The 22891-nt window shown below is 70.6% G+C and carries 21 protein-coding genes; 13 read left to right on the top strand and 8 right to left on the bottom strand.

The window, feature by feature from the left end:
• The first annotated feature begins 105 nt into the window (after nucleotides 1–105).
• Nucleotides 106–1131 (top strand): LacI family DNA-binding transcriptional regulator, encoded by a 1026-nt coding sequence (locus ACIBK4_RS18045; protein WP_398995723.1) that lies wholly within the window; start codon nucleotides 106–108, stop codon nucleotides 1129–1131.
• On the opposite strand, the gene ACIBK4_RS18040 is transcribed toward ACIBK4_RS18045, so the two are convergent.
• Entirely contained in the window at nucleotides 1114–5049 is a 3936-nt protein-coding gene (locus ACIBK4_RS18040) for a glycosyl hydrolase (RefSeq protein WP_398995722.1), read from the bottom strand. The genes ACIBK4_RS18045 and ACIBK4_RS18040 overlap by 18 nt on opposite strands.
• Nucleotides 5050–5278: 229 nt before the next feature.
• On the opposite strand from ACIBK4_RS18040, the gene ACIBK4_RS18035 reads away from it, so the two are divergent.
• Nucleotides 5279–6577 (top strand): MFS transporter, encoded by a 1299-nt coding sequence (locus ACIBK4_RS18035; protein ID WP_398995721.1) that lies wholly within the window; start codon nucleotides 5279–5281, stop codon nucleotides 6575–6577.
• 68 nt (nucleotides 6578–6645) lie between these two features.
• Nucleotides 6646–8115, top strand: a complete 1470-nt coding sequence (locus tag ACIBK4_RS18030; RefSeq protein WP_398995720.1) for an arabinose isomerase — start codon at nucleotides 6646–6648, stop codon at nucleotides 8113–8115.
• A 15-nt stretch (nucleotides 8116–8130) separates the two neighbouring features.
• Here the strand turns inward: ACIBK4_RS18030 and ACIBK4_RS18025 are convergent, their stop codons facing one another.
• Nucleotides 8131–8397, bottom strand: a complete 267-nt coding sequence (locus ACIBK4_RS18025; protein ID WP_327399095.1) for a DUF6959 family protein — start codon at nucleotides 8395–8397, stop codon at nucleotides 8131–8133.
• A gap of 151 nt (nucleotides 8398–8548) precedes the next feature.
• On the opposite strand from ACIBK4_RS18025, the gene ACIBK4_RS18020 reads away from it, so the two are divergent.
• On the top strand, nucleotides 8549–9124 hold the full coding sequence (locus ACIBK4_RS18020; RefSeq protein ID WP_398995719.1) for a hypothetical protein: 576 nt from the start codon (nucleotides 8549–8551) through the stop codon (nucleotides 9122–9124).
• On the opposite strand, the gene ACIBK4_RS18015 is transcribed toward ACIBK4_RS18020, so the two are convergent.
• Nucleotides 9093–9755 (bottom strand): DUF6629 family protein, encoded by a 663-nt coding sequence (locus tag ACIBK4_RS18015; RefSeq protein ID WP_398995718.1) that lies wholly within the window; start codon nucleotides 9753–9755, stop codon nucleotides 9093–9095. The genes ACIBK4_RS18020 and ACIBK4_RS18015 overlap by 32 nt on opposite strands.
• A 267-nt stretch (nucleotides 9756–10022) precedes the next feature.
• On the opposite strand from ACIBK4_RS18015, the gene ACIBK4_RS18010 reads away from it, so the two are divergent.
• Nucleotides 10023–10238 carry a DUF4177 domain-containing protein gene (locus tag ACIBK4_RS18010; RefSeq protein WP_019056094.1) on the top strand — a complete coding sequence of 72 codons (216 nt, stop codon included), beginning with the start codon at nucleotides 10023–10025 and terminating at the stop codon, nucleotides 10236–10238.
• Nucleotides 10239–10272: 34 nt separating this feature from the next.
• Here ACIBK4_RS18010 and ACIBK4_RS18005 read toward each other — a convergent pair whose 3' ends face one another.
• Nucleotides 10273–11277, bottom strand: a complete 1005-nt coding sequence (locus ACIBK4_RS18005) for a LacI family DNA-binding transcriptional regulator (RefSeq protein WP_398995717.1) — start codon at nucleotides 11275–11277, stop codon at nucleotides 10273–10275.
• A gap of 195 nt (nucleotides 11278–11472) precedes the next feature.
• On the opposite strand from ACIBK4_RS18005, the gene ACIBK4_RS18000 reads away from it, so the two are divergent.
• The 4 genes from ACIBK4_RS18000 to argG all read left to right on the top strand — a co-directional run bounded on the left by ACIBK4_RS18000 (nucleotide 11473) and on the right by argG (nucleotide 15979).
• On the top strand, nucleotides 11473–12291 hold the full coding sequence (locus ACIBK4_RS18000; RefSeq protein WP_051800941.1) for an ATP-binding cassette domain-containing protein: 819 nt from the start codon (nucleotides 11473–11475) through the stop codon (nucleotides 12289–12291).
• Nucleotides 12288–13349, top strand: coding sequence for an ABC transporter permease (locus ACIBK4_RS17995; RefSeq protein ID WP_398995716.1), 1062 nt, complete (start codon nucleotides 12288–12290; stop codon nucleotides 13347–13349). Before ACIBK4_RS18000 ends, ACIBK4_RS17995 begins: the two co-directional genes overlap by 4 nt.
• A 58-nt stretch (nucleotides 13350–13407) precedes the next feature.
• Nucleotides 13408–14409 carry an ABC transporter substrate-binding protein gene (locus ACIBK4_RS17990; protein ID WP_398995715.1) on the top strand — a complete coding sequence of 334 codons (1002 nt, stop codon included), beginning with the start codon at nucleotides 13408–13410 and terminating at the stop codon, nucleotides 14407–14409.
• 124 nt (nucleotides 14410–14533) lie between these two features.
• Nucleotides 14534–15979: an argininosuccinate synthase gene (gene argG / locus ACIBK4_RS17985; protein WP_033280510.1), complete on the top strand. Its 1446-nt coding sequence runs from the start codon at nucleotides 14534–14536 to the stop codon at nucleotides 15977–15979.
• Here the strand turns inward: argG and ACIBK4_RS17980 are convergent, their stop codons facing one another.
• The gene (locus tag ACIBK4_RS17980; RefSeq protein ID WP_398995714.1) at nucleotides 15980–16201 is read right to left on the bottom strand and encodes a hypothetical protein; all 222 of its coding nucleotides are present in this window, start codon (nucleotides 16199–16201) and stop codon (nucleotides 15980–15982) included.
• Nucleotides 16202–16428: 227 nt separating this feature from the next.
• The gene (locus ACIBK4_RS17975) at nucleotides 16429–17025 is read right to left on the bottom strand and encodes a TetR/AcrR family transcriptional regulator (protein ID WP_398995713.1); all 597 of its coding nucleotides are present in this window, start codon (nucleotides 17023–17025) and stop codon (nucleotides 16429–16431) included.
• A 109-nt stretch (nucleotides 17026–17134) separates the two neighbouring features.
• Between ACIBK4_RS17975 and ACIBK4_RS17970 the strand changes: the two genes are divergently transcribed.
• From ACIBK4_RS17970 to ACIBK4_RS17960, 3 genes are all read left to right on the top strand, one after another.
• Nucleotides 17135–17608: a nuclear transport factor 2 family protein gene (locus ACIBK4_RS17970; RefSeq protein ID WP_398995712.1), complete on the top strand. Its 474-nt coding sequence runs from the start codon at nucleotides 17135–17137 to the stop codon at nucleotides 17606–17608.
• A 378-nt stretch (nucleotides 17609–17986) separates the two neighbouring features.
• On the top strand, nucleotides 17987–19048 hold the full coding sequence (locus ACIBK4_RS17965; protein WP_398995784.1) for a M20 family metallopeptidase: 1062 nt from the start codon (nucleotides 17987–17989) through the stop codon (nucleotides 19046–19048).
• Between the two features lie 108 nt (nucleotides 19049–19156).
• Nucleotides 19157–19690 carry a TerD family protein gene (locus tag ACIBK4_RS17960; protein ID WP_398995711.1) on the top strand — a complete coding sequence of 178 codons (534 nt, stop codon included), beginning with the start codon at nucleotides 19157–19159 and terminating at the stop codon, nucleotides 19688–19690.
• Here the strand turns inward: ACIBK4_RS17960 and ACIBK4_RS17955 are convergent.
• Complete coding sequence (locus tag ACIBK4_RS17955; protein ID WP_398995710.1) at nucleotides 19656–20384, bottom strand: hypothetical protein; 729 nt, start codon at nucleotides 20382–20384, stop codon at nucleotides 19656–19658. The two genes, ACIBK4_RS17960 and ACIBK4_RS17955, sit on opposite strands and share 35 nt — an antisense overlap.
• A gap of 186 nt (nucleotides 20385–20570) precedes the next feature.
• On the opposite strand from ACIBK4_RS17955, the gene ACIBK4_RS17950 reads away from it, so the two are divergent.
• Nucleotides 20571–21707, top strand: coding sequence for a PP2C family protein-serine/threonine phosphatase (locus tag ACIBK4_RS17950; protein WP_398995709.1), 1137 nt, complete (start codon nucleotides 20571–20573; stop codon nucleotides 21705–21707).
• An 8-nt stretch (nucleotides 21708–21715) separates the two neighbouring features.
• Here ACIBK4_RS17950 and ACIBK4_RS17945 read toward each other — a convergent pair whose 3' ends face one another.
• Complete coding sequence (locus tag ACIBK4_RS17945) at nucleotides 21716–22690, bottom strand: MASE1 domain-containing protein (RefSeq protein ID WP_398995708.1); 975 nt, start codon at nucleotides 22688–22690, stop codon at nucleotides 21716–21718.
• Between the last annotated feature and the right edge of the window lie 201 nt (nucleotides 22691–22891).

Genomic DNA, 22891 nt, shown 5'->3' with positions numbered 1-22891 from the left:
TCCCCAAGGCACCCCGCAGAAAACGTTGCAACCACCACCGGGGTAGACTGACGCCGCCCATGAGAACCGCGTCGTGCCTGGTCGCACGGCTGTCACAGCGAGGGGGTGGACGCCATTCAGGTTCGCCCCGCCCGTATTCAGGATGTCGCAGCCGCCGCAGGAGTCTCGGTCTCCACGGTGTCGAACGTCCTGAACCGGCCCGAACGCGTCAACGCCCGCACCGCCGAACGGGTCCGCGACGCGGTCGCCGCACTCGACTACGTGCCCCATCCGGGAGCCGCGGGCCTGCGCACCGGCCACTCGTCCTCGATCGGCCTGGTCCTGCCCGACGTGGCGAACTCCTTCTACTCCCGCATCGCACGGGGAGCGGCGGACGCGGCCTACGCCCACGGCTACTCCCTCGTGCTCTGCGACAGCGGCGACGCCCCCGAGCGGGAACAGGGCTACTTCACGATGCTGATCGAGCAGCGGGCCGTGGGCGCGGTCGTCGTCCCGCTCGGCGCCGACCCCACCCGACTCACCCGCCTCCGCGAACGCGGCATCCCGCTCGTCCTCGCCGACCGAGCACTGTCGGCCCAGGACGGCTGTTCCGTCTCCGTCGACGACATCGCCGGCGGCCGGGTCGCCGTGCAGCACCTCCTGGACTGCGGGGCGCGCGACATCCTCGTCGTCAACGGCGAGCGCGGCATCGTCCAGTGCGCCGACCGCTACCAGGGCGCCCGCCAGGCCGTCCGCACCCGCCGCGAGGCACGGGTCCGCCAGGTCGTCGCCGACGAGATGACGGTCGCCTACGGCCTGGAGATCGCCCGCACCCTCGACGAACTCCCCGACGGCGTCTTCTGCACCAACGACTTCCTCGCCGCCGGCCTGTGCCGAGGACTCGGCGAACGGGGCGTACGAATACCCGAGGAAGTCCAGGTGGTCGGCTACGGCGACCTCGACATAGCGAGCTTCGTCGGTACGACCCTGACGACCGTCCGGCAACCCGTCGAGGAACTCGGCCGCGCGGCCGTGGGCATGCTCCTCGACGAGATCGAGGCCCGCGCCGAACACGCCCACGAGACAAGGGTGTTCGCGCCCGACCTCGTTCTACGGGACTCCACTCGCCCCCTGTCAGCCCCGAATCCGTAGCGTCACCGGTCCCAGCAGCCCCGAGGGGAGTTGAGACGGGAAGGCCCAGGCGGTGGGGGTGGCTTCGGCGAGATAGGGAGCCAGGGTGTTGTTGACGGTCACGTCGATGCGCACCAACCTCCCTGCGGCGCCCAGGAGTTCGAACCGATACGGAGGGCAGAACGCCTCTCCGACCGCCTCGCCGTCGAGCGCGATCGACACGCTGCCGCGGACTCGCCCGAGATCCAGCACCGGGTCCGGCCCGGCCGGTACTTCCACCTCCCGCGAGTACGTCACACCTCCGCTCCAGCCACCCAACCCGAACAACTGCCAGTCCTCCAGAGGTAGTTGTGCCGGTACCGTACGGACACGCACCGACCCACGCCAGGCGGAGCCGCCCCGCAGTACGGCCGTGGGCGCGGTGACGACCTCGACCTCCGTCGGCTCCGGGACCGGCTGCTCCAGTGTCAGGAACTGTCCGTCCAGCCACGTCTCTGCACCGTCACCGACCCGCACTCTCGCGGGCAACTCCATTGGCAGCTCCAGCGATTCGGTGCCCGGCGGCACGGTGAAGCGGAAACGCTGGGCGCGTTCGCGGACGGTGTCCGTGGACCTCAGCGGCAATACGGCGGTGCCGAGCACCGGTGCGCCGGAGAGCCACTCGGTGTCCGGCAACGGGTGCGGTCGTACGGCCGCGTAGCAGTGCTGCAACTCCCCCCACCGGCCCTCGTGTTCAACGGTACGACCGCGCCACTCCCCCGTCTCCGCCTCCCAACCGGCGCCGCTCACCAGGACGTTCACGTTGGAGTCCGCGCGAGCCACGCAGTCGACGAACACCGCCTCGCGTGGATGGACGGCGTCGGCCACCACCTCCAGCACGTGTTCGCCTTCACCGAGGGAGAGATGGTGCCGGAAGAACATCGGCACCGCACCCCAGTCGGACTCGTAGTACTCCACCTTCTCCTGCCGCGCGACGACCTCACCGTCGCGCAGCACGGTGACGCCCACCGCCGCACCCACGACAAGTACCGCCTGTCCAGGGCCGTGCAGCCGCCCCCGATAGGTCACGCCGCCGTGCGGCCGTACGTCCCCAGGCAGGCACATGAACTGCGGGCGCGACCCGAATCCCGCCGGGTGGGTCAGACAGAAGTAGCTGCCCAAGGGGGTGCCGGCCGCGCCCGAAATCAGCAACGGCCTGTCCTGGGCGTCGCCCAGCTCATATTCAAGGACGTTACGGGTCCGGCCGATCTCCACGCGGGCGGTGGCGAGATACCCGTTACCGATGTCCAGGCGCTCGCCGTTCCACCACACCCGCTTGTTGGCAGCGGCGCCGATGTGCAGATCGGCGGGGCCGCGGTGGTCCGTCTCCACGATCGAACGGACCCGGGCGACCGTTCCGGGGCCGGGCACGGGGACCCGTACGAACTCCTCCGGCACCATGCCCTTGTTCCCGAGCAGACCGTCCGGGTCCGGGATGCCTCGGCTCGACGAGTACTGCGAACAGCGCCATCCCAACTCCGTTGGGAAGAGGGGCAGTTCACCGGAGAGGACCCGTTCGACAGAGGCCTCGTCCAGCGGGTCGGGGGCCTGGGCGGACGGCACCGGTGGGAGGACGCGGACCCGATTGCCGTAAGTCGCCCGCGTCTGCTCCCAGTTCGGATCGGGGCCGTCCGTTTCGGTCCAACTCATCGTCCAGATCTGCGGTTCGGCGACGGACGAACCGGCGGGCAGTGCCAGGTCTCCCCAGGTGTTGTCCATGGTGGGGACCAGACGGCCCTCCCAGCCGGTCGACAGATCAATCGCCTGCTCCGACGCGGGTGTTGGCGCGTCCGTCCGCTGCGTCTGTGTGGCACCTTCGCGCCACACGACGAGAACGGCGGGGGCGCCTTCGAGTGGCACCTCGATGGTCGAACGGCCGTCGGCGACGGTGACTTGGGCCGGGCGGCGGGCGCCGGTCGCCGGGTTCCAGATCTCGGCCTCGGTGACCTGGGCGTGCACGGTGACGGTCGAGTGGTCGGCGTAACGGGTGGGGTCTGCCTCGTGGTTGGCGTCTCCCGGCAGCGTGCGGGCGTCGGGGAAGGTTGCCGTCACCAGGGCGACCGCCTCAACTCCCCTTCTCCTGACCAGCAGTGGCACCTCACCGGTCGCGTGCCCGGCGAGGTCGGCCACCGCCGCCGCTCCCGCCTCGGCGTCACTCACCCGCTCCAGTCGCGGGTGTTTCAGCAGTGCCGCGACGACGGAGTCGTCACCGGTCAGCCCCGCCGCCGTCGCGGGCGCACGACCCACGACCACCACCCGGCCGCCCGCGTCGAGGAGTTGGGTGAGTCGGCGTGCCGTCTCCTCCTCCAGGACGCTCGCCGAAGGAAGCAGCACCGCGCGGTACGTCAACTCCGCGACGCGCAGGGCTCCTTCGACGAGCGTGGCGCGCTGCACGGAGGCGTCGTCGACGATGTCGAAGGCGATGCGGTGGCGGTCCAGTGAACCGACGTGCGGGGCAAGCCAGTTGTTCGTGCCGCACAGGTCCAGGTAGTCGCGCTGGGTCTCGTCGACGTCGGCGTGGTCGTCGCCGAGGCGGCCGTCGCCGAAGTGCTGGACGGGGGCGTCCAGTGGGATGAGGGACTGCATGGTGGCGGTGGGGTGCAGGACCGCGACGTCGGCGCTGTAGGTGCCCCAGGACATGATCGAGCAGATCCGGGCGACGGCGCGGGAGAACGCCGGGTACTGCTGCCAGTAGGGCTGGCGCCAGTCGGTGGACGGTGGTGCCCACTCGAACCAGCCACCTGCCGTACCGAAGTAACTGGCGTGCGGGTTGTACAAGTTGGCGCCGCTGCGCAGGAACGGCAGGAGCCAGTCGTAGGTGTCCGCCAGGGTGCCGCCCCAGCCGGAGGAGTGGAACGCCTCGATCCAGACCCGCTCGTGGCCGTAGAGGTGGGCCATCGAGGAGTGGACCTTGGAGTCGCCGTGGTGGTCGCTGCCGGCGGCGCCGTACCAGCGGTGGGTGCGGAAGTAGTCGGTGTAGATCTGCGTCGACTGGGCCGGGAAGCCCGCCCGCGCGGGGTGGCTCTGGTCGGCGCCGACGATCATCCCGCGTTCGTCGTGCCAGGCGGCGAGGGGCTTGAACAGGGCCTCTTCGGTGAGTTCGGCGCGGACCGCGTAGTAGTCGGCGCGGATCTTCGCCGCGCGGGCGGTCACCGGGCCGAACAGGGCGGGGAGATGGTCGAGGAGGTCGTAGCCGCGACGTGCCCGGAACTCCTCGGGGAAGCGGTGGCTCCAGGAGTTCGTGCCGGGCAGCTCGTCCTGGAAGCTGCCCGCGATGACGTTGCCCAGGTACTCGGGGACGCGCCGGTCGTACTCGTGGTGCACGGCGTCCAGCAGCAGTCCGACGGCGTGCGGGGCGAGGTAGTCGAAGGCGGTGGGGACGGCGACGACGAGCCGTACGTCCGTCCCCTCGGCGGCCGGTACGCCGGGGGCCATGGGCAGGCGGCGGCCCTCCAAGTCGTAGGCGGCGACCAGGGTTTCGGCTCCGCGCAGCTCGATCGTCCCGCCGGTGACGGTGGCCCTTCGGGAGCGCAGGGCGAGGCCGGCGGCTTCCGGGTGGTGTCGGGTGACGGTGCCCTGGACGTTGGCGCCGGAGAAGCCGATCTGGTCGTAGAACCACAGGCGGGTGCCGATGTCCCGGGCGATGCGGCAGGTGTCGGTGAAGCGGGCCCACCATTCCTCGCCGAACCACGGCGGGTCGTCGGTGCGGGCGCCGAAGGCGGGGCCGGCCGGGGCCAGGTTGATGACGACGAGGTTGTGGACGCCGCCGTCCGCGAACCGGCGCAGCTGCCAGGCGAGTTGCTCGCGGGTGACCTTGGCGCCCGACCACCACCACAGCGGGGTGGGGCCGAAGTCCCGGGGCGGGGCGTCGAAGAGCTGCTGCAGCGCGGGTGAGATCACGGTGTTGGTCCTTCCGGGTGCGGCTCGGTCACCCTCACGGATCAAAAAACGTTTTATGTCGGCTCTGTTGTCCGCCACCTGCGATGTTGGCACCGGAACCGAGGCTCGGGAAGGAGGCGGGCCCTGCTTGGCGCAGATTGCTTCGGATACGTGCAAGAGGGCTTGTTGGAACGTTTTTTGAACCCTATATTCACTGCGACCCCGGCCCAGAGCCGCGAGGAGCCGCATCATGATCCGATTCCCGTCCCCACCGGAACACGCGGAACAACCGCCCATCCCACGGCACTTGTGGAAGGTCGCGGCCCTGTCGGGCATGGCCTCCTACCTCGACGCCGCGCTCATCGTCAGCATCGCCGTCAACCTGGCGATCTACCGCGACCACTACGACATGGGCGTGTGGATGGCCGGGGCGATCAGCGCGATCGTCACCGGCTGCATCGCCGTCGGCTCCCTCGTCGGCGGCCGGCTCGCCGACATGTTCGGGCGCCGCCGCGTCTACAACCTGGACATCCTCTGCTACGCGATCGGCGCGATCGTCATCACCCTCGCCCCGAACGACATCGTCCTCTTCATCGGCGTGCTCGTCGCGGGACTGGCCGCCGGCGCCGACCTGCCGACGTCCCTGGCCGTCGTCTCGGACGCCGCACCCGCCGACGGCCGGGCCCGTCTCGTGTCGTTCACCCAGGTCATGTGGGTGGCGGGCATCGTCGTCGTGATCTTCCTCGGCTACGTCCTGTCGGACACGGGCATGGTCGGGGCGCGGATCATCACCGGTCATCTGATCATCGCCGCGCTGGCCACCTTCCTGCTCCGCGCCCGGCTGGAGCTGGCCGAGCCGTCCGAGGCGGCACAGCGGGAGGAGGCGGCCGCGCTCGCCGCCCCGCGCGGCATCGAGCTCAAGAACGTGTGGAACCGTGCCGCGCTGCTGCCGATGGTCGCGACCTTCGTCTACTACGTCACCTGGGGCATCGGCGCCAACACCTTCGGCCAGTTCGGCACCTACCTCCTGGTCACGGTCAGCGGCGCCTCGCAGAGCCTGGCCACCGGTATCAACCTGGCCTTCCTGCCGATCGCACTGGTCCTGACCTTCGTCTTCGTCCGGGTCGCCGACACCCCCTGGCGGGACAGGCTGTTCTACGTCTTCACCGTCGTACAGGTCGTGGCCTTCTGTATCGCCTCCCTCACGGCGGGCGCCCTGGTCGGCATGCTGGTCTTCTTCGTGCTGTACCAGATCTCCAACCCCTTTGCCGGGGAGGCCAGTTACAAGGTCTGGTCACAGCTCACCCTGCCTCCCGACACCCGCGGCACCACCCAGGGCCTCACCTACGCCCTCTCGCGCGGGGTCTTCGCGGGCGTCGCCTTCGTGACACCCGCGCTGATGGACTACAGCGCGTCGCTCCTGCTGTGGCTGATCACGCTCTGCATGGCGGCGTCGGGGGTCGCGGGTGTGTACGTCATCCATGTCCTCATCCGGCGTTCCCCCAACACAGCCGTGGCGCCCGCGAGTTTGGGCGTGGCCCGGACCTGAACCGCACTGCTCCCCCGTACGAACACCGGACCCCGGCCGCACCTCCGGTTCCCGGAAGGAACACCCCCATGGCAACGACCGAACCCACGACCCTGACCGAGGAACGCGCCGCCGCCCTGCGCGAGTTGCTCCCCCCAGTGCCCCGGCGCCGCACGCGGATCGGACTCGTGGCGGGCGGCCTCGGCGCCTACTGGCCCCAATTCCCGGATCTGCTCCCGCAGTTGAAGGAATCGTCGGCGTACGTCGCCGAGCGCTTCCAGCAGATGGATGCCGAGGTGACCGACGTCGGCTTCATCTCCGACGCCCAGGAGGGAGCGGTCGCGGCGGAGCAACTGCGGCGCGCTGACTGCGACTTGATCGTGCTCTTCCTGACGACGTACCTGACCTCGTCGATGGTGCTGCCGATCGCCCAGCGCTCACACACGCCCGTCCTGGTCATCGACCTCCAGCCGTCCGAGCGGATGGACCACGCCTCCTTCGACACGGGCGCCTGGCTCGCGTACTGCGGGCAGTGCCCGGTGCCCGAGGTCGGCAACGTCTTCCGCCGGGCGGGCATCCCCTTCCGGTCGGTGTCGGGCTGGCTGCGCCAGGAGTCGGCCTGGCGGCGCATCGAGCAGTGGATCCGGGCCGCACACGTGCGGGCCTCGCTCCGCCATGCCCGGCACGGTCTGATGGGGCATCTGTATCCCGGCATGCTCGACGTGTCGACCGATCTGACGCTGCTCCCGGCGACGTTCGGCTCGCATGTCGAGGTGTTGGAGTTCGACGACCTACGGCATCGGGTGGAGAAGGTGAGCGAGGCCGAGACCCGTGAGCGGACGGCTCTCGCCCGGCGGATCTTCGCCGTGGACGACAGCGTGGTCGACGAGGACTTCGCCTGGGGGGCGACCGTGTCCGTCGCCCTGGACCGGCTCGTCGAGGACTTCGGCCTCGACACCCTCGCCTACTACCACCGAGGACTCGACGGCGAGCTGCACGAACGGCTCGGCGCCGGCATGATCCTGGGCGCCTCCCTGCTCACCGCCCGGGGCGTACCGGCGGCCGGCGAGTACGAACTCCGCACCAGCCTCGCCCAGTTGGCGACCCAGAGCATCGGTGCAGGGGGCTCCTTCACCGAGATCCAGGCCCTCGACTTCGAGGCCGGCGTGGTGGAGATGGGCCACGACGGCCCCGCCCACCTCGCGGTGAGCGCCCGCGACCCGCTCCTGCGCGGCCTGGGCGTCTACCACGGCAAGCGCGGCTGGGGCGTCAGCGTGGAGTTCGACGTCCAACACGGTTCCGTGACCCTCCTCGGCGTCGGCCAGGACGCCGACGGCACCCTCTCCTTCATCACGTCCGAGGGCACCGTCGTCCCCGGCCCGCACCTCGCCATCGGCAACACCACCAGCCGAGTCGACTTCGGCCGCGACCCCGGCGAGTGGGTCGACGCGTGGAGCGCGACGGGCGTAGGCCACCACTGGTCGCTGGCGCTGGGCCACCACACGGCCGACTTCCGGGCCGCGGCAAGCCTGTTGGGGATCGAGCACCGGGAGGTGTGAGCGAGGGCTCCCCCGTCAGTAGGGCAACTTGATGCGGTGCTCCTCCAACGCCACGGAGTAGCGGCTCAGCAGCGCGTCGAACCCCGCTAGCAGCAGCCCCGCCGCCTCTCCCGCCTCGGCGAGGTCACCCCGCTCGCAGGCCTCCACCACCTCGGCGACATCGCCGCGGAGGATGTGCAGCGAGTCGCCCTGGATGAGCACGCCGGGCAACCGGCGGCCGGGCAGGCGGACCACGGCGTCGTTCCCGCCGTCAGTGAACAGCTCTGCGTCTATGCGCTCCATGGAGCCATCCAACCCGACATCTCCTGCCGACACCAACGACTTGGCGCGCGCCGGGATTTGGGGCCCGCACAGCGGCACCCGTCGTCTTCGGTTCGACTCCCGCCGTCCTCCTGAGGGATCCTCATCGCCGACCGCACCGAGGAGACACCCCTTGCTCACCGAGTACCAGCAGAACTTGCGCGACCGCTGTCTCGCCGCCCCCGTCATGCCGGCGCCCGAGCCCTGGCGGCCGGTGCTCGACAACAGGACGCCCATCGGGGGCTTGCTCGGCATCGGTTTCGCCACCGATCCCGGCACCGGGCACGATCTCGCGATGGTGGTCTCGAACGACGGTCACGGCCTCTTCGACGCGTTCACAGGTGAGAAGATCGCCCGCGACCGGGACCCCGATACCTGCATGCCCGACGACGTGGACCTCGTGTGCCCCGGCCTCGGACCGGTCGCGGGCGTCCCGGTGCGCATCGCCGGTCTCTTCGGCGGCGGTCTGCACAGCGGTACGTCCGACGGCTGGACCGTGCACGTCGTCAGCCCCGAGTGGCCGCACGACCGGGTGCTCCTCTCGACGGGCCACGGCTTCCACAAGGGGCAGGCCGGAGAGACGTGGTGGCACGTCTTCGACGCGAACTACTCGGAGCTGCGCGCCGCGGGCTTCTCGCCCTCCGGTCAGACCCTCGCCGTCGCCACGAGCAGCGACCTCAGCCTGTGGACCCGCCGCGCCCCGCACTGACGTAGGGCCGTCTCCCCGGCTCCCGGTCGCGGCCGTTCACCCAGAAGAAGAGGACCACCGAGGACATCGCGGCGACCGCGCACCACGTCGAGACGAACTCCAGCTCCCACAGCGTCCAGCAGACCATCGCGCCGGCCGTGACCAGGATCCCCAGCACCACCAGCCCACGTTCACCGGACAGCAGCAGCGAGCCGATCGTCGCCACGAGGTAGCCGGCGATGACCAGTTGGGCGTAGGGAAGGTCGACGACGTAGCCGAGGGTGTGGCCGCGGATCTCGGCCGTCACGGGGTGCACGGCGAGGGCATGGGCGAGGGCCGCAGCGGTCGCGGCGCCGACCGCCACCAGTACGCCGATCCGGGGCCGGGCCCGCCGGGACGCGGCACACCACACGCCCACCGGCACCCACACCGCCAGCAGGGGCATGGCGATGACGGCCCACGCGAGGGTGGCGGGTCCCGAGCCCCCGTCGGCCGCCCACACCGCCGACTCCACGATCTGATGCGCGCCGAGCAGCAACGGCAGCGCGGCCATCGGAAGATCGGTCCGCCTGCGCGCCCGGACCACGCACGCCACTCCTACGGCGGCGACCGCCGCGCCCGCCACGAGGTCGGCCTTCGCACTCCAGCACATGCCGCCTCCACGGGATCCGTTCGTGTACGCCTCGGTCACGCTACGTCTCCGCCCCGCCGCGTCCCGGGTGACACGACGGCCGCAGCGCGCGGTCATGGCATACCCGCGGGCCTGCCTCCGACGCCCGGCCCGGACAACACACCATTCCCCGGGCCGAGTTGACAGCTGTGCCACGAAACCACCCCCGGCCTGCGCGGGAACGTCCCCTCGTGATTGGCTGACCCCGCCCACCGCACACCGTGCGCACGCACAGGAGGACATCGCAGCATGAGCAACGCCTACACGTTCGAGTACAAGGTCGTCAGCTTCCGGGAGTCGCTGATCGGCGACGCGCTGGACAGCGACAAGCTGGAGAAGGTCCTCAACAAGCACGCCGAGGACGGCTGGGGCCTCAAGGCCATCACCGCCGCCGACGTCAAGGGCCGCATAGGTCCCGGCGCGGTCGAGGGCCTGCTCCTCACCTTCGAGCGGCCTCGCGCGTAACGACCGATGCCGTACGCGGGACGGGGGACGGGACTCAGCGCCGATGCGGGAACGGCGTACCGGGGCCCGGGATCTCCCCCGACCCGCGCGGGATCAGCTCGGTCGGCATGACGACCCTGCGCGACGGTGACGTGTCCCCGTGGATGCGGGCGAACAGCAGATGCGCGGCGCTCGTCGCGAGGGCGACCGGGTCCTGCGCGATGACCGTGACCGGTGGCGTCAGCTGCGCGGCCAGCGCGAAGTCGTCGAAGGCGATGAACGCGACGCCGGCGGGCAGCACGGCCCGCACGCCGAACGCGAGGACCTCGTTGCCCGCGAGGACGGCCGTGGGCGGCTCCGGCGCGGAGAGGATCCCGGTGACGGCCCGGGCGGCGTCCGCGCCGGACCGTAGTCCGTGCCGGACGAGCGCCGGATCGGCGTCGATGCCCGCGGCGTTCAGGGCCGCCAGATAGCCGCGGTGCCGTTCGCCGAAGGTCCAGATCTCCGGCTTGTCGCCGAGGTAGCAGATGCGGCGGTGGCCGTGTGCGATGAGGTGGCGTACGGCCTGTCGTACCGCGCCGAAGTTGTCCACCACCACGGTGTCCACGTCGAGGCCGGGTGCCGCCCGGTCCACGCACACGATCTTCGTGCCCCGCGCCTGCGTCGAGCGCAGGAAGCGGTGGTTGCCCTCGACCGGGGTCAGGATCAGCCCGTCGACACGGCGGGCGGTGAAGGCCGCGATGACTTCGCGTTCGCGGTGCGGGTCGGCGCGGCTGGAGCCGATGAGGACCATGTTGCCGCGCCGGTGGGCGACGTCTTCGGTGGCCGAGGCGACGGCGGCCATGAAGGGGTCGGCAACGTTGTCCACCATCAGCCCGATGGTCTGACTCAACCGGTCCGTACGGCGCAACTGCCGTGCCACGTCGTCGCGTTGATAGCCCAGCTTGCGGACGGCGGCCTCCACGCGGGCGGCGGTGAGGGGTGCCACGCCCGCCTCGCCGTTGACCACCCGGGACACCGTCATGACGCTCACGCCGGCTTCCGCGGCCACGTCTTTCATCCTGGGACGACTGGGACTGCTGGGGCGACTGGTCACGCCGCGTCCTCCCGAGGTCATCCAGCGCGACCGGACCCGAGTCCGTCCGGCGGGCCGACGGTGTCCGCCCAAATCCCCGTTCGTTCACGACCCTTGACGCCCACCCACGGGCCTCCCAGAATCGACGAGCTGTTAACGATACCAACCAGAAGGCACAACATGGCCTCTGCAAGAGAACCCCTTCTCGCGGCACACGGTGTGGTCAAGCGTTTCGGCCATGTCCAGGCGCTCTCGGGCGCGGACTTCACGGCGTACGCCGGCGAGGTCGTCGCACTGATCGGTGACAACGGCGCCGGCAAGTCGACGTTGGTGAACGTACTTTCCGGCGTCCTCACCCCGGACGAGGGCGAGGTGCGCCTGGACGGGACGCCGGTCCGGTTCACGGGGCCGATGGACGCGCAACGGCACGGAGTCGAGACCGTCTACCAGGATCTGTCCCTGGCGCCGGACCTTGACGCGGCGTCAAATCTCTATCTGGGCAGGGAACTTGTACGCGGAGGCCTGCTCGGCCGACTGGGCGTGCTCGACCGGCCCACCATGCGCCGGGAGGCGATCGCGGCGTTCGGTGAACTGGGCGTGGAGCTGAAAGATGTGACGGCTCCTGTGACAACGTTGTCAGGAGGGCAACGGCAGTCGGTGGCCGTAGCCCGCGCGGTCGCCTTCGCCAACAAGGTCATCTTCATGGACGAACCGACCGCCGCCCTGGGCGTCGTCCAGCGCGCCCGGGTCCTGGAGACCGTCCGCAGGGTCGCCGACCGGGGCATCTGCGTCGTCCTCATCAGCCACAACATGCCCGAGGTGCTGTCGGTGGCGGACCGGATCGAAGTACTGCGGCTGGGCCGCCGGGTCGCGTCGTTCACCGCGGCCGACGCCACGATCGAGAAACTCGTCGGCGCCATGACCGGATCGCTGGACGAGCCCGCGCCGAACGGGAACCACGACCCGGCCGGCGCGACGGAAGCGGAGGACGGGCGATGAGCGCCAACAGCCAGGACATCAAGCCGGCCGCCCCGGCACAGGAGCCGCCCCCGGCCGCGGAGGGACGCCTGGCGATACCCCCGTGGCTCCGACGGGCCGCCGGCATAAGCGAGTTGTGGACGTTCGTCATCCTCGTCGCGCTGGTCGCGTTCTTCACGATCGCGGCGCCGGGCAAGTTCTTCACCACGTACGACATCACGCAGATCGCCGTGAACGCGGCCATCTATCTGGTGCTCGGCGTCGGCATGACGTTCGTGATCATCACGGCGGGCATCGACCTGTCGATCGGCTCGGTACTGGTGCTGGCGGCCGTGGCCGCCGGTGAGTACAACATCCACCACGGCGGCCCCACCGCCGGCTGGTTCACGGTCGCGGTCTGTGTCGTCATCGCCCTTGCGGTGGGCGCGGGTTGGGGCGCTCTGCAGGGCGCGGTGGTGGCGACCGGGAAGGTGCCGCCGCTGATCGTGACCCTGGGCGGGCTGGGCGCTGCACTGGGCATCGCCGAACTCGCCACCGGCGGCCAGGACCCGTCCGGCGCGTCCGCCGCGCATCTCCAGAACAGCCTGGGATTCGGCAAGTTGCTCGGCATCCCCTGGATGGTGATCCTCGCCGCGATCGTCACCGCCCTGTTCGGCGCGGTCCTCGGCGCCACGAAGTTCGGCAGCCACACCCTGGCCATCGGCTCCAACCCGACCGCCGTCCGCCGCGCGGGCATCCCGGTGGGCCGCCACCTGATCAAGGTCTACGGCCTGATGGGCCTCCTCGCCGGTCTCGGCGCGGTGATGTGGCTGGCGTCGTACGGCACGACGTCGATCGCCGGGCACTCCACCGACAACCTGAAGGTGATCACGGCGGTGGTCCTGGGCGGTACCAGCCTGTTCGGCGGGCGGGGTTCGGTCCTCGGCACGGTGATCGGCGTCTTCATCCCCGCGGTGCTGACCACCGGGCTGATCGTCATCGGCGTTCAGCAGTACTGGCAGGACGTCGCCGTCGGTGTCGTCCTGGTCGCCGCCGTCTATATCGACCAGATGCGCAGGAAGACCCGGGAACGCGCATGACCCCGACCCCCGCCGCAGCCTTCGCCCCAACCCTCGTATGACCCAGGAGGACACCCTTATGTCGAGCATCCGCATCTCACGCAAAGTACTGGTCGCCGCGGGCACCGTGCTGGTCCTGACCGGCGCCGCCGCCTGCAGTTCGTCGAGCGACAGCGGCAGTTCGGGGTCGAAAGGAGGGGCTTCCGGCAAGAAGGTCCGGCTGATCACCGGTGTGAAGAGCGACCCCTTCTACATCACCATGACGTGCGCGGCGCAGACCGAGGCCAAGGCCAAGGGCATGGAATTCAGCGCCGACGGCTCCGCCCAGTGGGACGTGTCGGTCCAGCGCCCGCTCATCGACTCGGTGGCCGCGACCCGGCCGGACGGGCTGCTGATCTCGCCGGTCGACACCAGCGCGCTCACCCCCTCGCTCAAGCAGATCCAGTCGTCCGGGACCAAGGTCGCGCTGGTGGACACCACAGTCTCCGACTCCTCGATCGGCATCACCCGTATCTCGTCCGACAACGAGAAGGGCGGCCGGGTGGCGGCCGACGCGCTCGCCAAGCTGATGAACGAGAAGGGCTCGGCCATCGTCATCAGCGTCAAGCCCGGCGTCTCCACCACCGACGCCCGCATCAAGGGCTTCACCGAGGAGATGAAGAAGTACCCGAACATCAAGATGCTGCCCACCCTCTACGACAACGACCTCCCGGCCACCGCGGCCTCGCAGATCCAGTCGACGCTGGCGGCCCACCCCGACCTGGGTGGCGTGTTCGCGGGCAACACCAACACCGGTCAGGGCATAGCCACCGGTCTCAAGCAGGCGGGCAAGGAGGGCAAGGTGCAGGTCGCCGCGTTCGACGCCGAGCCGGACGAGATCGCCTCGCTCAAGGCGGGCACCCTCCAGGTCCTGGTCGCGCAGGACCCGGCGGCGATCGGCAAGGAGGCCGTCGACCAGCTCGCCGCCGCCTTCGAGGGCAAGACGGTCCAGAAGTCGATCGGCACCAACATGGTCGCCATCACCAAGGCGAACATGAACGAGCCCGCGATCAGCAAGTACTTCTACAAGGCGGGGTGTTGAGCACAGTCCCACTGCCGCTGCTGCCGGGTGCCCTCCTGCGTCACGGGTGCCCGGCAGCGGCGTATCGGAAGGGGTTAAAGGAGGGGACTTTGCATGACCATGCGCGAGGGTGCATAATCTTCCCATGTCTAAGGTCCTCACCTCCCTCCCCACCGGCGAGCGCGTCGGCATCGCCTTCTCGGGCGGACTCGACACCTCCGTCGCGGTCGCCTGGATGCGCGACAAGGGTGCCGTCCCCTGCACCTACACCGCCGACATCGGCCAGTACGACGAGCCCGACATCGCCTCGGTGCCCGGCCGCGCGCAGGCCTACGGCGCCGAGATCGCGCGTCTGGTCGACTGCCGTGCGGCGCTGGTCGAGGAGGGCCTGGCCGCGCTGACCTGCGGGGCGTTCCACATCCGCTCCGGCGGGCGCGCCTATTTCAACACCACCCCGCTGGGCCGTGCCGTCACCGGCACGCTGCTGGTCCGGGCGATGCTGGAGGACGACGTCCAGATCTGGGGCGACGGCTCGACCTTCAAGGGCAACGACATCGAGCGGTTCTACCGCTACGGCCTGCTGGCCAACCCGCATCTGCGGATCTACAAGCCCTGGCTGGACGCGGACTTCGTGACGGAGCTCGGCGGCCGCAAGGAGATGTCGGAGTGGCTGCTCGCGCACGAGCTGCCCTACCGCGACAGCACGGAGAAGGCGTACTCCACCGACGCCAACATCTGGGGCGCCACCCACGAGGCGAAGACGCTTGAGCACCTGGACACGGGTGTGGAGACGGTCGAGCCGATCATGGGCGTCCGCTTCTGGGACCCGTCGGTCGAGATCGTCACCGAGGACGTGACGATCGGCTTCGACCAGGGCCGCCCGGTGACGATCAACGGCAAGGAGTTCTCCTCCCCCGTAGACCTGGTGATGGAGGCCAACGCGATCGGCGGCCGCCACGGCCTGGGCATGTCCGACCAGATCGAGAACCGGATCATCGAGGCGAAGAGCCGCGGTATCTACGAGGCCCCGGGCATGGCTCTGCTCCACGCGGCCTACGAGCGGCTCGTGAACGCGATCCACAACGAGGACACGGTCGCCCAGTACCACAACGAGGGCCGGCGCCTCGGCCGTCTGATGTACGAGGGCCGCTGGCTGGACCCGCAGGCCCTGATGGTCCGGGAGTCCCTGCAGCGCTGGGTCGGCTCGGCGATCACCGGTGAGGTCACCCTGCGACTGCGGCGCGGCGAAGACTACTCGCTGCTCGACACCTCGGGCCCGGCGTTCAGCTACCACCCGGACAAGCTGTCCATGGAGCGCACCGAGGACTCGGCCTTCGGTCCCGTCGACCGCATCGGCCAGCTCACCATGCGCAACCTCGACATCGCCGACTCCCGCGCCAAGCTGGAGCAGTACGCCGGCCTCGGCCTCATCGGCACCGGCAACACCGCGATCGGCGCCGCCCAGGCCGCCGCGACCGGCCTCATCGGCAGCATGCCCGAGGGCGGCGCCGAGGCCATCGCCTCCCGCGGCGAGGTCTCCGAGGACGACGCGCTCCTCGACCGCGCGGCGATGGAGTCCGGCACGGACTGATCAACTCCGGGTAGCAGTAATGCCGTTGGGCCGGTTCGACGCGTTCGCCGTCGGGCCGGTCCTTCGTCGTTCGGGGAGGGGTGCGGTCGGCGGCATCAGGCGCTGATCAGGAGCGCCGGCCAGCAGTTCCGCGAGGGTGGTGATGGCGGTGAGCCGCTCGGCGTCCAGTTCGTGGCATTTCGCGCGTAGGCCCTTGGATCGCTTCGAGAAGGGCGTCCTCACGTAGGAACACGGCCTTGGGGTGACCGGGACAGACGTCGGCGCGGCCCCGGTTGTTGCCCTGGGTTGGCAGCCGTAGCAGGTGATGCCGTCGCGGTTCCTGGCGGACATGCGCCGGTTCCACGCGTTCAGCCGCATGCCGCGCAGGACGTAAGCGCGTCGGGCCTGAGCCGCGAGACTCGTGCCCTCTCCAGCACGTGCGGTGATCTCCGGTGCGTCGAGCGGGCGCGTCAGGCCGTACTCCCGTCGGTGCGGGTGTGGCACGGGAGCAGGCAGTCGAGGACGATCTCCGCCAGTTTCCCAGGCCTCTCACGCGTGCCGCGTCGGCGGCCGGCCGTCAGCGCGGCCACGACGATGGCCTGCACGTCCTCCGCGTCCACGTCGTCGCGCACCGTCCCGGCCTGCTGGGCGCGGGACAGGAGGGCGCCGAACAACTCGCGCAGCTGTGCCGCCTGTTTCTCGGCCTCGGTGCCCATGGGGCCGCCCGCCGCCGTGATGGCCTCGGTGAGGTCCTGCTTCGCATCGGCCTCGGCGATCATCCGGGCGAGGAAGGCGAAGAATGCCGGCCCGGCCTCCGGGTCGGCCAGTGCGGTGCGGGCGTCGAGCGTCAGCTGCTCCAGGTGCTCGCGGACGACGGCCTCGAACAGCGCCTCCTTGGTGGGGAAGTGCCGGTGGACCGTGCCCGGCCCGACCCCGGCCCGCCGGGCGATTTCGTCCAGCGGGACCGCGAGGCCCTCGGCGGCGAAGGCCGTGCGAGCGCTTTGCAGGATGCGCTCCCGGTTGCGGCGCGCGTCGGCGCGCAAGGGGCGCTGTCGCTCGGTCGTCAAGTGCCCTCCAGGGACGGGGGTTTGGCGTATTGATAACCGGGGCCTGCGCCCCGTATATTCCATCACGCAACCGGGGCCATCGCCCCGGTTATGTCGAGAGGAGTCTCCCATGACTGCTGCCGCACCGTGTGAAGTCGTCCAGCATTTCCTCCGTCTGACCGCCGACGGTCCCAGCGAGGCGATGGCCGACCTGTTCACCGAGGACGCCGTCTTCGAGATGCCCTACCTGCCGCCCGGGGCACCTGTGCAGGAACCGGGACGGGACGCCTTCCGGGCCCACCTGCGAGAAGGGGCGAAGCTGCAGAAGTTCACGGCCGTGGACCCCGTCCAGGTGCACGAGACGACCGATCCCGAACTCGTCGTCGCCGACTACCGTCTCCACGGCCGCGTCCTGGCCACCGGGAAGCGGTTCGCCTTCGACATGGTGATGTTCGCCCGCATCCGAGCCGGACTGATCACCTGGTCGCGTATCTACTCCAATCCGCTCGACGGGGCGATCGCCTTCGACGCGGCCGAGGGCCTGCTCACCGCGATCACGGCTGCTCAGGGCCCGTCGTTCCCGCTGGCCACAGGCGATCACTGAGGCCGGTCGGAGTCACCTCGGTGGGGCCGCCGGCGGACGAGCACAGCACGCCTCGCCCGTAGTTGCTCGTGACCGCCACCCCGTCCAACTCCGCGCCGCCGGGCACACGCCCGAGAGCCGGTTGCCGCTCGACGTGTTCTCACGTCACGTCCTCCGCCGTCACCCGGCCCCGCCGAGACCGATCCCCCCTCGGCGGCGCTCACCGAGAACCACCCTTGCGACGGCACCGCCGTTCCCGCGGCACGGCCGCTGTTCCGGAAAGCACCAGCTCGCGACAGCTGTGCGGCCGTACAGATGCTGTCGGTGCACCGCCCCGGAGTCCCCGCGTAGCCTTTCTCCGTGACCACGCACAACACCAACACCGTGAGCGTCGACGCGATGCTCGACGACCTCCGGACCCTCGTCGAGGTCGAGTCCCCCTCGCGTGACCTGGACGCCCTGCGGAAGTCGGCCGGGACCGTCGCCGCCGTCATCGAGGGGCGGCTCGGCGGGCGGGCCGTGCTCGTCGAGAGCGAGGGCGGGCCGCACGTGCACTGGTCCGGTGGTGGCACACCCCGCGTGCTGGTCCTCGGGCATCACGACACGGTGTTCCCGCTCGGCACCCTCGCGCGCCGCCCCTTCCGGGTCGAGGACGGTCGGGCGACCGGACCCGGGGTCTTCGACATGCTCGGTGGTCTGGTGCAGGCGATCCATGGGCTGGCGGCGCTGGAGGACCGTTCCGGTGTCGAGATCCTGGTGACTGCCGACGAAGAGGTCGGTTCCCGATCCTCCCGGGCGCTCATCGAGGAACGTGCCCTCGCCTGCGGTGCCGTGCTCGTGGTCGAGGGGGCCGCCGACGGCGGGGGCGTGAAGACCGGCCGTAAGGGATGCGGCACGTTCGAGGTGTCCGTCGCAGGGCGGGCCTCGCACGCGGGGCTGGAGCCCGCGGCCGGGGTCAACGCGCTGGTGGAAGCGGCGCATCAGGTGCTGGACATCGCCGCGTTGGCGCGGCCCGAGGTCGGCACGACGGTCACGCCGACCGTCGCGTCCGCCGGGACGCTGGACAATGTCGTCCCCGCGCGGGCGACCGTCGTCGTGGACGTGCGGGTCGAATCGGCCGAGGAGAAGGAACGGATCGAGTCCGCGTTCGCCGCCCTCGCCCCTCATCTCGACGAGGCCGTGCTCACCGTGGAAGGAAGTGTCGGGCGGCCGCCGATGCCCGAGTCGGCCGCGGCCGAACTGTTCGCGGTGGCGCGGCGGTTGCTGCCCGGGCTCGAAGGGCGGGCGGTCGGGGGCGGGAGCGACGGGAACTTCACGGCGGCGCTGGGGGTGTCGACGCTCGACGGGCTGGGGGCGGTCGGGGGCGGGGCCCATGCCGACCACGAGTATCTGCTCGTCGCGTCGATGGCCGAGCGGGCGGACCTCGTCGCCGGGCTGGTGGACGCGATCCGGAGCGCCTGATCCCGGGTTTGTCGGGTGCGTTCGGGCGGCATCAACAGGCCGTCGGGGAGCGATACTTGACCATACGGGGGATCGTCCCGTGATGGCCTGATTCGGGAGCGGCATTCAGTGAGCAGTGTCAGCACAGTTGCGGGGAAGGTCGAAGTACGGCTCCGCTGGGATCCGAGCCCTTGGGGGCAGCAGCCGCGCCATCTGGACATCGTCGCGGCGACCTACTCGGCCGAGGCCCCGCACGGACGCCCGGTGTACGTCGTCAACTCCGAGAGCCGCTCGCCGGACGGCACGATCAACATGAGCCGGCACAGCGAGAGCGGCCAGGGGTACGGCTACATGGAGGTGATGGTCCTCGAACTCGACCGTCTCGCCGCGTCGTTCGGCCGGGTGGTCGTCGGGGTGGCGATCCACCAGAACGGCGGGACCAGGACGTTCGGTGATCTCTCGCACGCCAGAACGCTGGTCGTGGAGGGGTACAAGGAACTGCTGTCGGACGACTTCGCGGGCGTGGCCGGGTCCACCGCCGCGACGGTCGCCGAGTTCACCAAGGACGCCTCCGGGGCCTGGGAGTTCCGCCCGATGGTGCGGGGGTTCGACAGCGAACCGGCGGGCTTCAGCGCGGAGATGGGCAGCGCGTCTCGGCCCTGACCGGCTGCTCCGGCGTGAACTGCGGCAGCAGCGTCGCGACGGTCGGCCGCTTGTGGCGCACCTCGTGGACCACGCCCAGGACGACGGCGGTGGCCACCGCGACCAGGTGTTCGCGGCCCGCCAGGTTGGGTTTCACGATCGACTCCCACACCATCGATCCACCCGTGAGGACGAACACGACGGGCGCTCGCCGCACGACGGCGAGATACGTGAACAGTCCTACGACCGCCGCGGACGGCCCGGTGTCGAGGACGTGCCCGATCTCCGGGCGCAGCCCGATGCCGCCGCAGCCGGGCCCGATCAGGAGCATCACGCGCACCGTGAGGGTGCCGGCCAGCGTGGTCGCGTACGCGACGGCGAGCGTGCGGGCCCGGCCGAGGGCCAGCTCGGCCAGCGCGAACGCGAGGAACAGCTGGGTGATGCCGGCCCAGACGGGCAGGTCCAGGGCGGGGACGTACAGCGATATGGGGGTGCGCAGCAGGGCGAGCCACAGGGGCAGGTCGCCCTGGACTCCGCCGAGCTGCCGGACGATCGTGGCGCCGGCCGGCCGCTGCGCGAGCGCGTGGAAGAAGATGACGCCGAAGGCGGCGACGAACGCCAGGGACACCCCCATCAGTCCGCGCCGCAGCAGCTGTCGTACCGGATCGACGACAATGCCCTGCCATTCACCCCGCAGTGTGCGCCAGATGAACAACGCTCCCCCACTCCCCCACCATCGGCCGAACATACGGATCGGAATCTAGCCCCCCTGTGCGGGTCCTGTGAGTCCCGGGTCGGCCGGAGCTGTTGCCGCAGCTCGCGGTCGGTACAGGTGGGGCTGATATTGAAGAGTGGGAAGCGACAGCGAGGGTTCCGACGACCGAAGGCGACGGGAGGGCCGGTGCGTACCTCTAGAGATCCGGCCGGTTCCACCGTGGCCGACCCCACGCACCGGACCACGCCTCCGCTCCGCTGGGGCGTGGTGGTCTTCTGGCTCGTCGTCGTCACCCTGGTGGTGGCGGCGACCGGTATCGTGCTGGGCCGCGACACCCGGCCGGCCCCCTTTCTGGTGGTGCTGCCCGCGCTGATCGCCGGGCGCGGCACCGTACGGCAGACCACGGTGGCGTCCGTCTGGGTGACGCTCGTCATCGCGGGCTCCCTCGTCGACACTCCCCTGGGCACGGCGGGCGCCGACGCGGCCGTCATCGCCTTCACCCTGGTGTTCAACGGCCTCAGCGTGGCGCGGGCCGCGCAGCGGATCCGCTGGGAGGGCGAGATCGCCCGGCTGCGCTCGGCGGCGGCCGCCCTGCAGCGCCAGATCCTGCGCCCGTTCCCCCTGATGACCGACCAGCTGCTGGTCCACGGCCTCTACCAGCCGGTGGAGGAGGACAGCCGGGTCGGCGGCGACGTCTACGAGGTCGTCTCCTCGCCGTACGGCAGCCGGGTCTTCATCGCCGACGTCCAGGGCAAGGGCCTCCAGGCGATCAGCGCCGCGTTCGCCGTGCTCGGCGCCTTCCGCGAGGCGGCCGTGGCCGAGCCCACGCTCACCGCCGTGGTCGACGCCCTGGAGGAGGCGGTGCTGCGGCACAACTCCTTCGCGGCGCAGACCGGTGAGCGGGAGCGGTTCGTGACGGCGCTCGTGCTGGGCATCGACGGCGAGGAGGAGGTCCAGGCGATCAACTGCGGTCATGTGGCGCCGCTACTGCTGCACGGGGAGCGAGCCGAGCCGGTGCTGCGGCAGGAGCCCTGCGTTCCGCTGGGCCTCGACGCGCTGGCCCCTGAGCCTCGTACCGTCGAATGGTTCGCGTTCCCGTCGGACGGCACGCTGCTGCTCTGCACGGACGGGGTCACCGAGGCGCGCGATCCGGCCGGCGTGTTCTATCCCCTGGAGGAGCGGGCGGCGGCCTGGGGCGACATCCCTCCGACGGACGTGCCGGCCACCGTCTACGGCGATCTGCGCCGCCACACGGCGGGCACGCCCCGCGACGACACCGCGCTGCTGGTGCTGCGCAGACGGGGCGACCCGGGCCTCTCCTGACCGTCGGGTCAGGGGCGGCCGCCCTGGCGGGGGTCGCCCGCGGTGAGGTGTTCGAGGACCTCGGCCAGTTCCTGGCAGGCCTTCTCCACCGAGAGCCGGGTGTTGCGCTGCTCGGTGATGACCGAGGACAGCAGCAGGGCGGTGAGGGCCATCGTGCCGTTGAAGGCCTGGAGTTTCACCATGACCTCGACGTGGGTCAGCTCGGCGAAGGGGCCCGTCTCCTGGGTCGCCGCGATGGTGGCCATGACGGAGGCGAACAGGGCGCACAGCATGCTGCCGGCGAACCGGAACCGCAGCGCCGCCCAGATCAGCAGCGGATAGATCAGGAACAGCAGGCTGACGTGGTTGTGGGTGACGAGGGGGACGATCACGCCGATGGTGGCCGCGAGGAGCAGGGCCTCCTTCCAGCGGTGCAGGTCCAGGGGCAGTCGCACGGTACGCAGCATGAGCAGGAGCGGGGTGACGATCAGCACGCCCATCGCGTCGCCCACCCACCAGCCGAGCCAGACCGGCCAGAAGGAGTGCGCGGCCAGCTTGTCGGTGACGACCAGCATGCCGACCCCGCAGGTCGCGCTGATCAGCATCGCGCTCAGGGCGCCGAGGAACACCAGGGCGAGGCCGTCACGCAGCCGGCCGAGGTCGGTGCGGAAGCCCACCCGGCGCAGCATGAGGCAGGCGACGGCGGGCGCCACGGTGTTGCCCGCCAGGACGACGAGCACGGTCGGCTGGAGCGAGGTGATCGACATGATCACGAAGAGCACGCCGAGGGCGATGCCGGGCAGCACCCGCAGCCCGAAGATCAGCAGGCAGGCCACCGCGACGCCGGTGGGCGGCCAGATGGGGGTGAACACGGCGCCCTCGACGACGAGCTCCCGCAGCAGGCCGAGCCGCCCCGCGGCGAAGTAGCTGCCGGCGACGGCCAGCGTCAGGAGGGCGTACCCGGCCGGTCGCCGCAGATCATCGAAACCCACCACAGCAGCCATCAGACACTGACCGGGCCGTGTCGGCGAGGCGAGCGGCACGGGGTGAAGCCGCGCGGGAGGCAATCGGCATCCGACCGGTGCTTGTGAGCGGGGCACGGCGCGAGCGGCCGTAAGACGGTCGAGGCGCTCCGGTGGCGGCTTCGGCGTATGCCACCGCCGTCAGCGACGTCAGCGACAGCCGGGCCGCACCCCGCCGGACGG

This window comes from Streptomyces sp. NPDC050528, assembly GCF_044457795.1.
Lineage (GTDB): Bacteria > Actinomycetota > Actinomycetes > Streptomycetales > Streptomycetaceae > Streptomyces.
The sequence above is the reverse complement of the archived record's forward strand: the minus strand, read 5'-3'. Positions and strand labels throughout refer to the sequence as shown.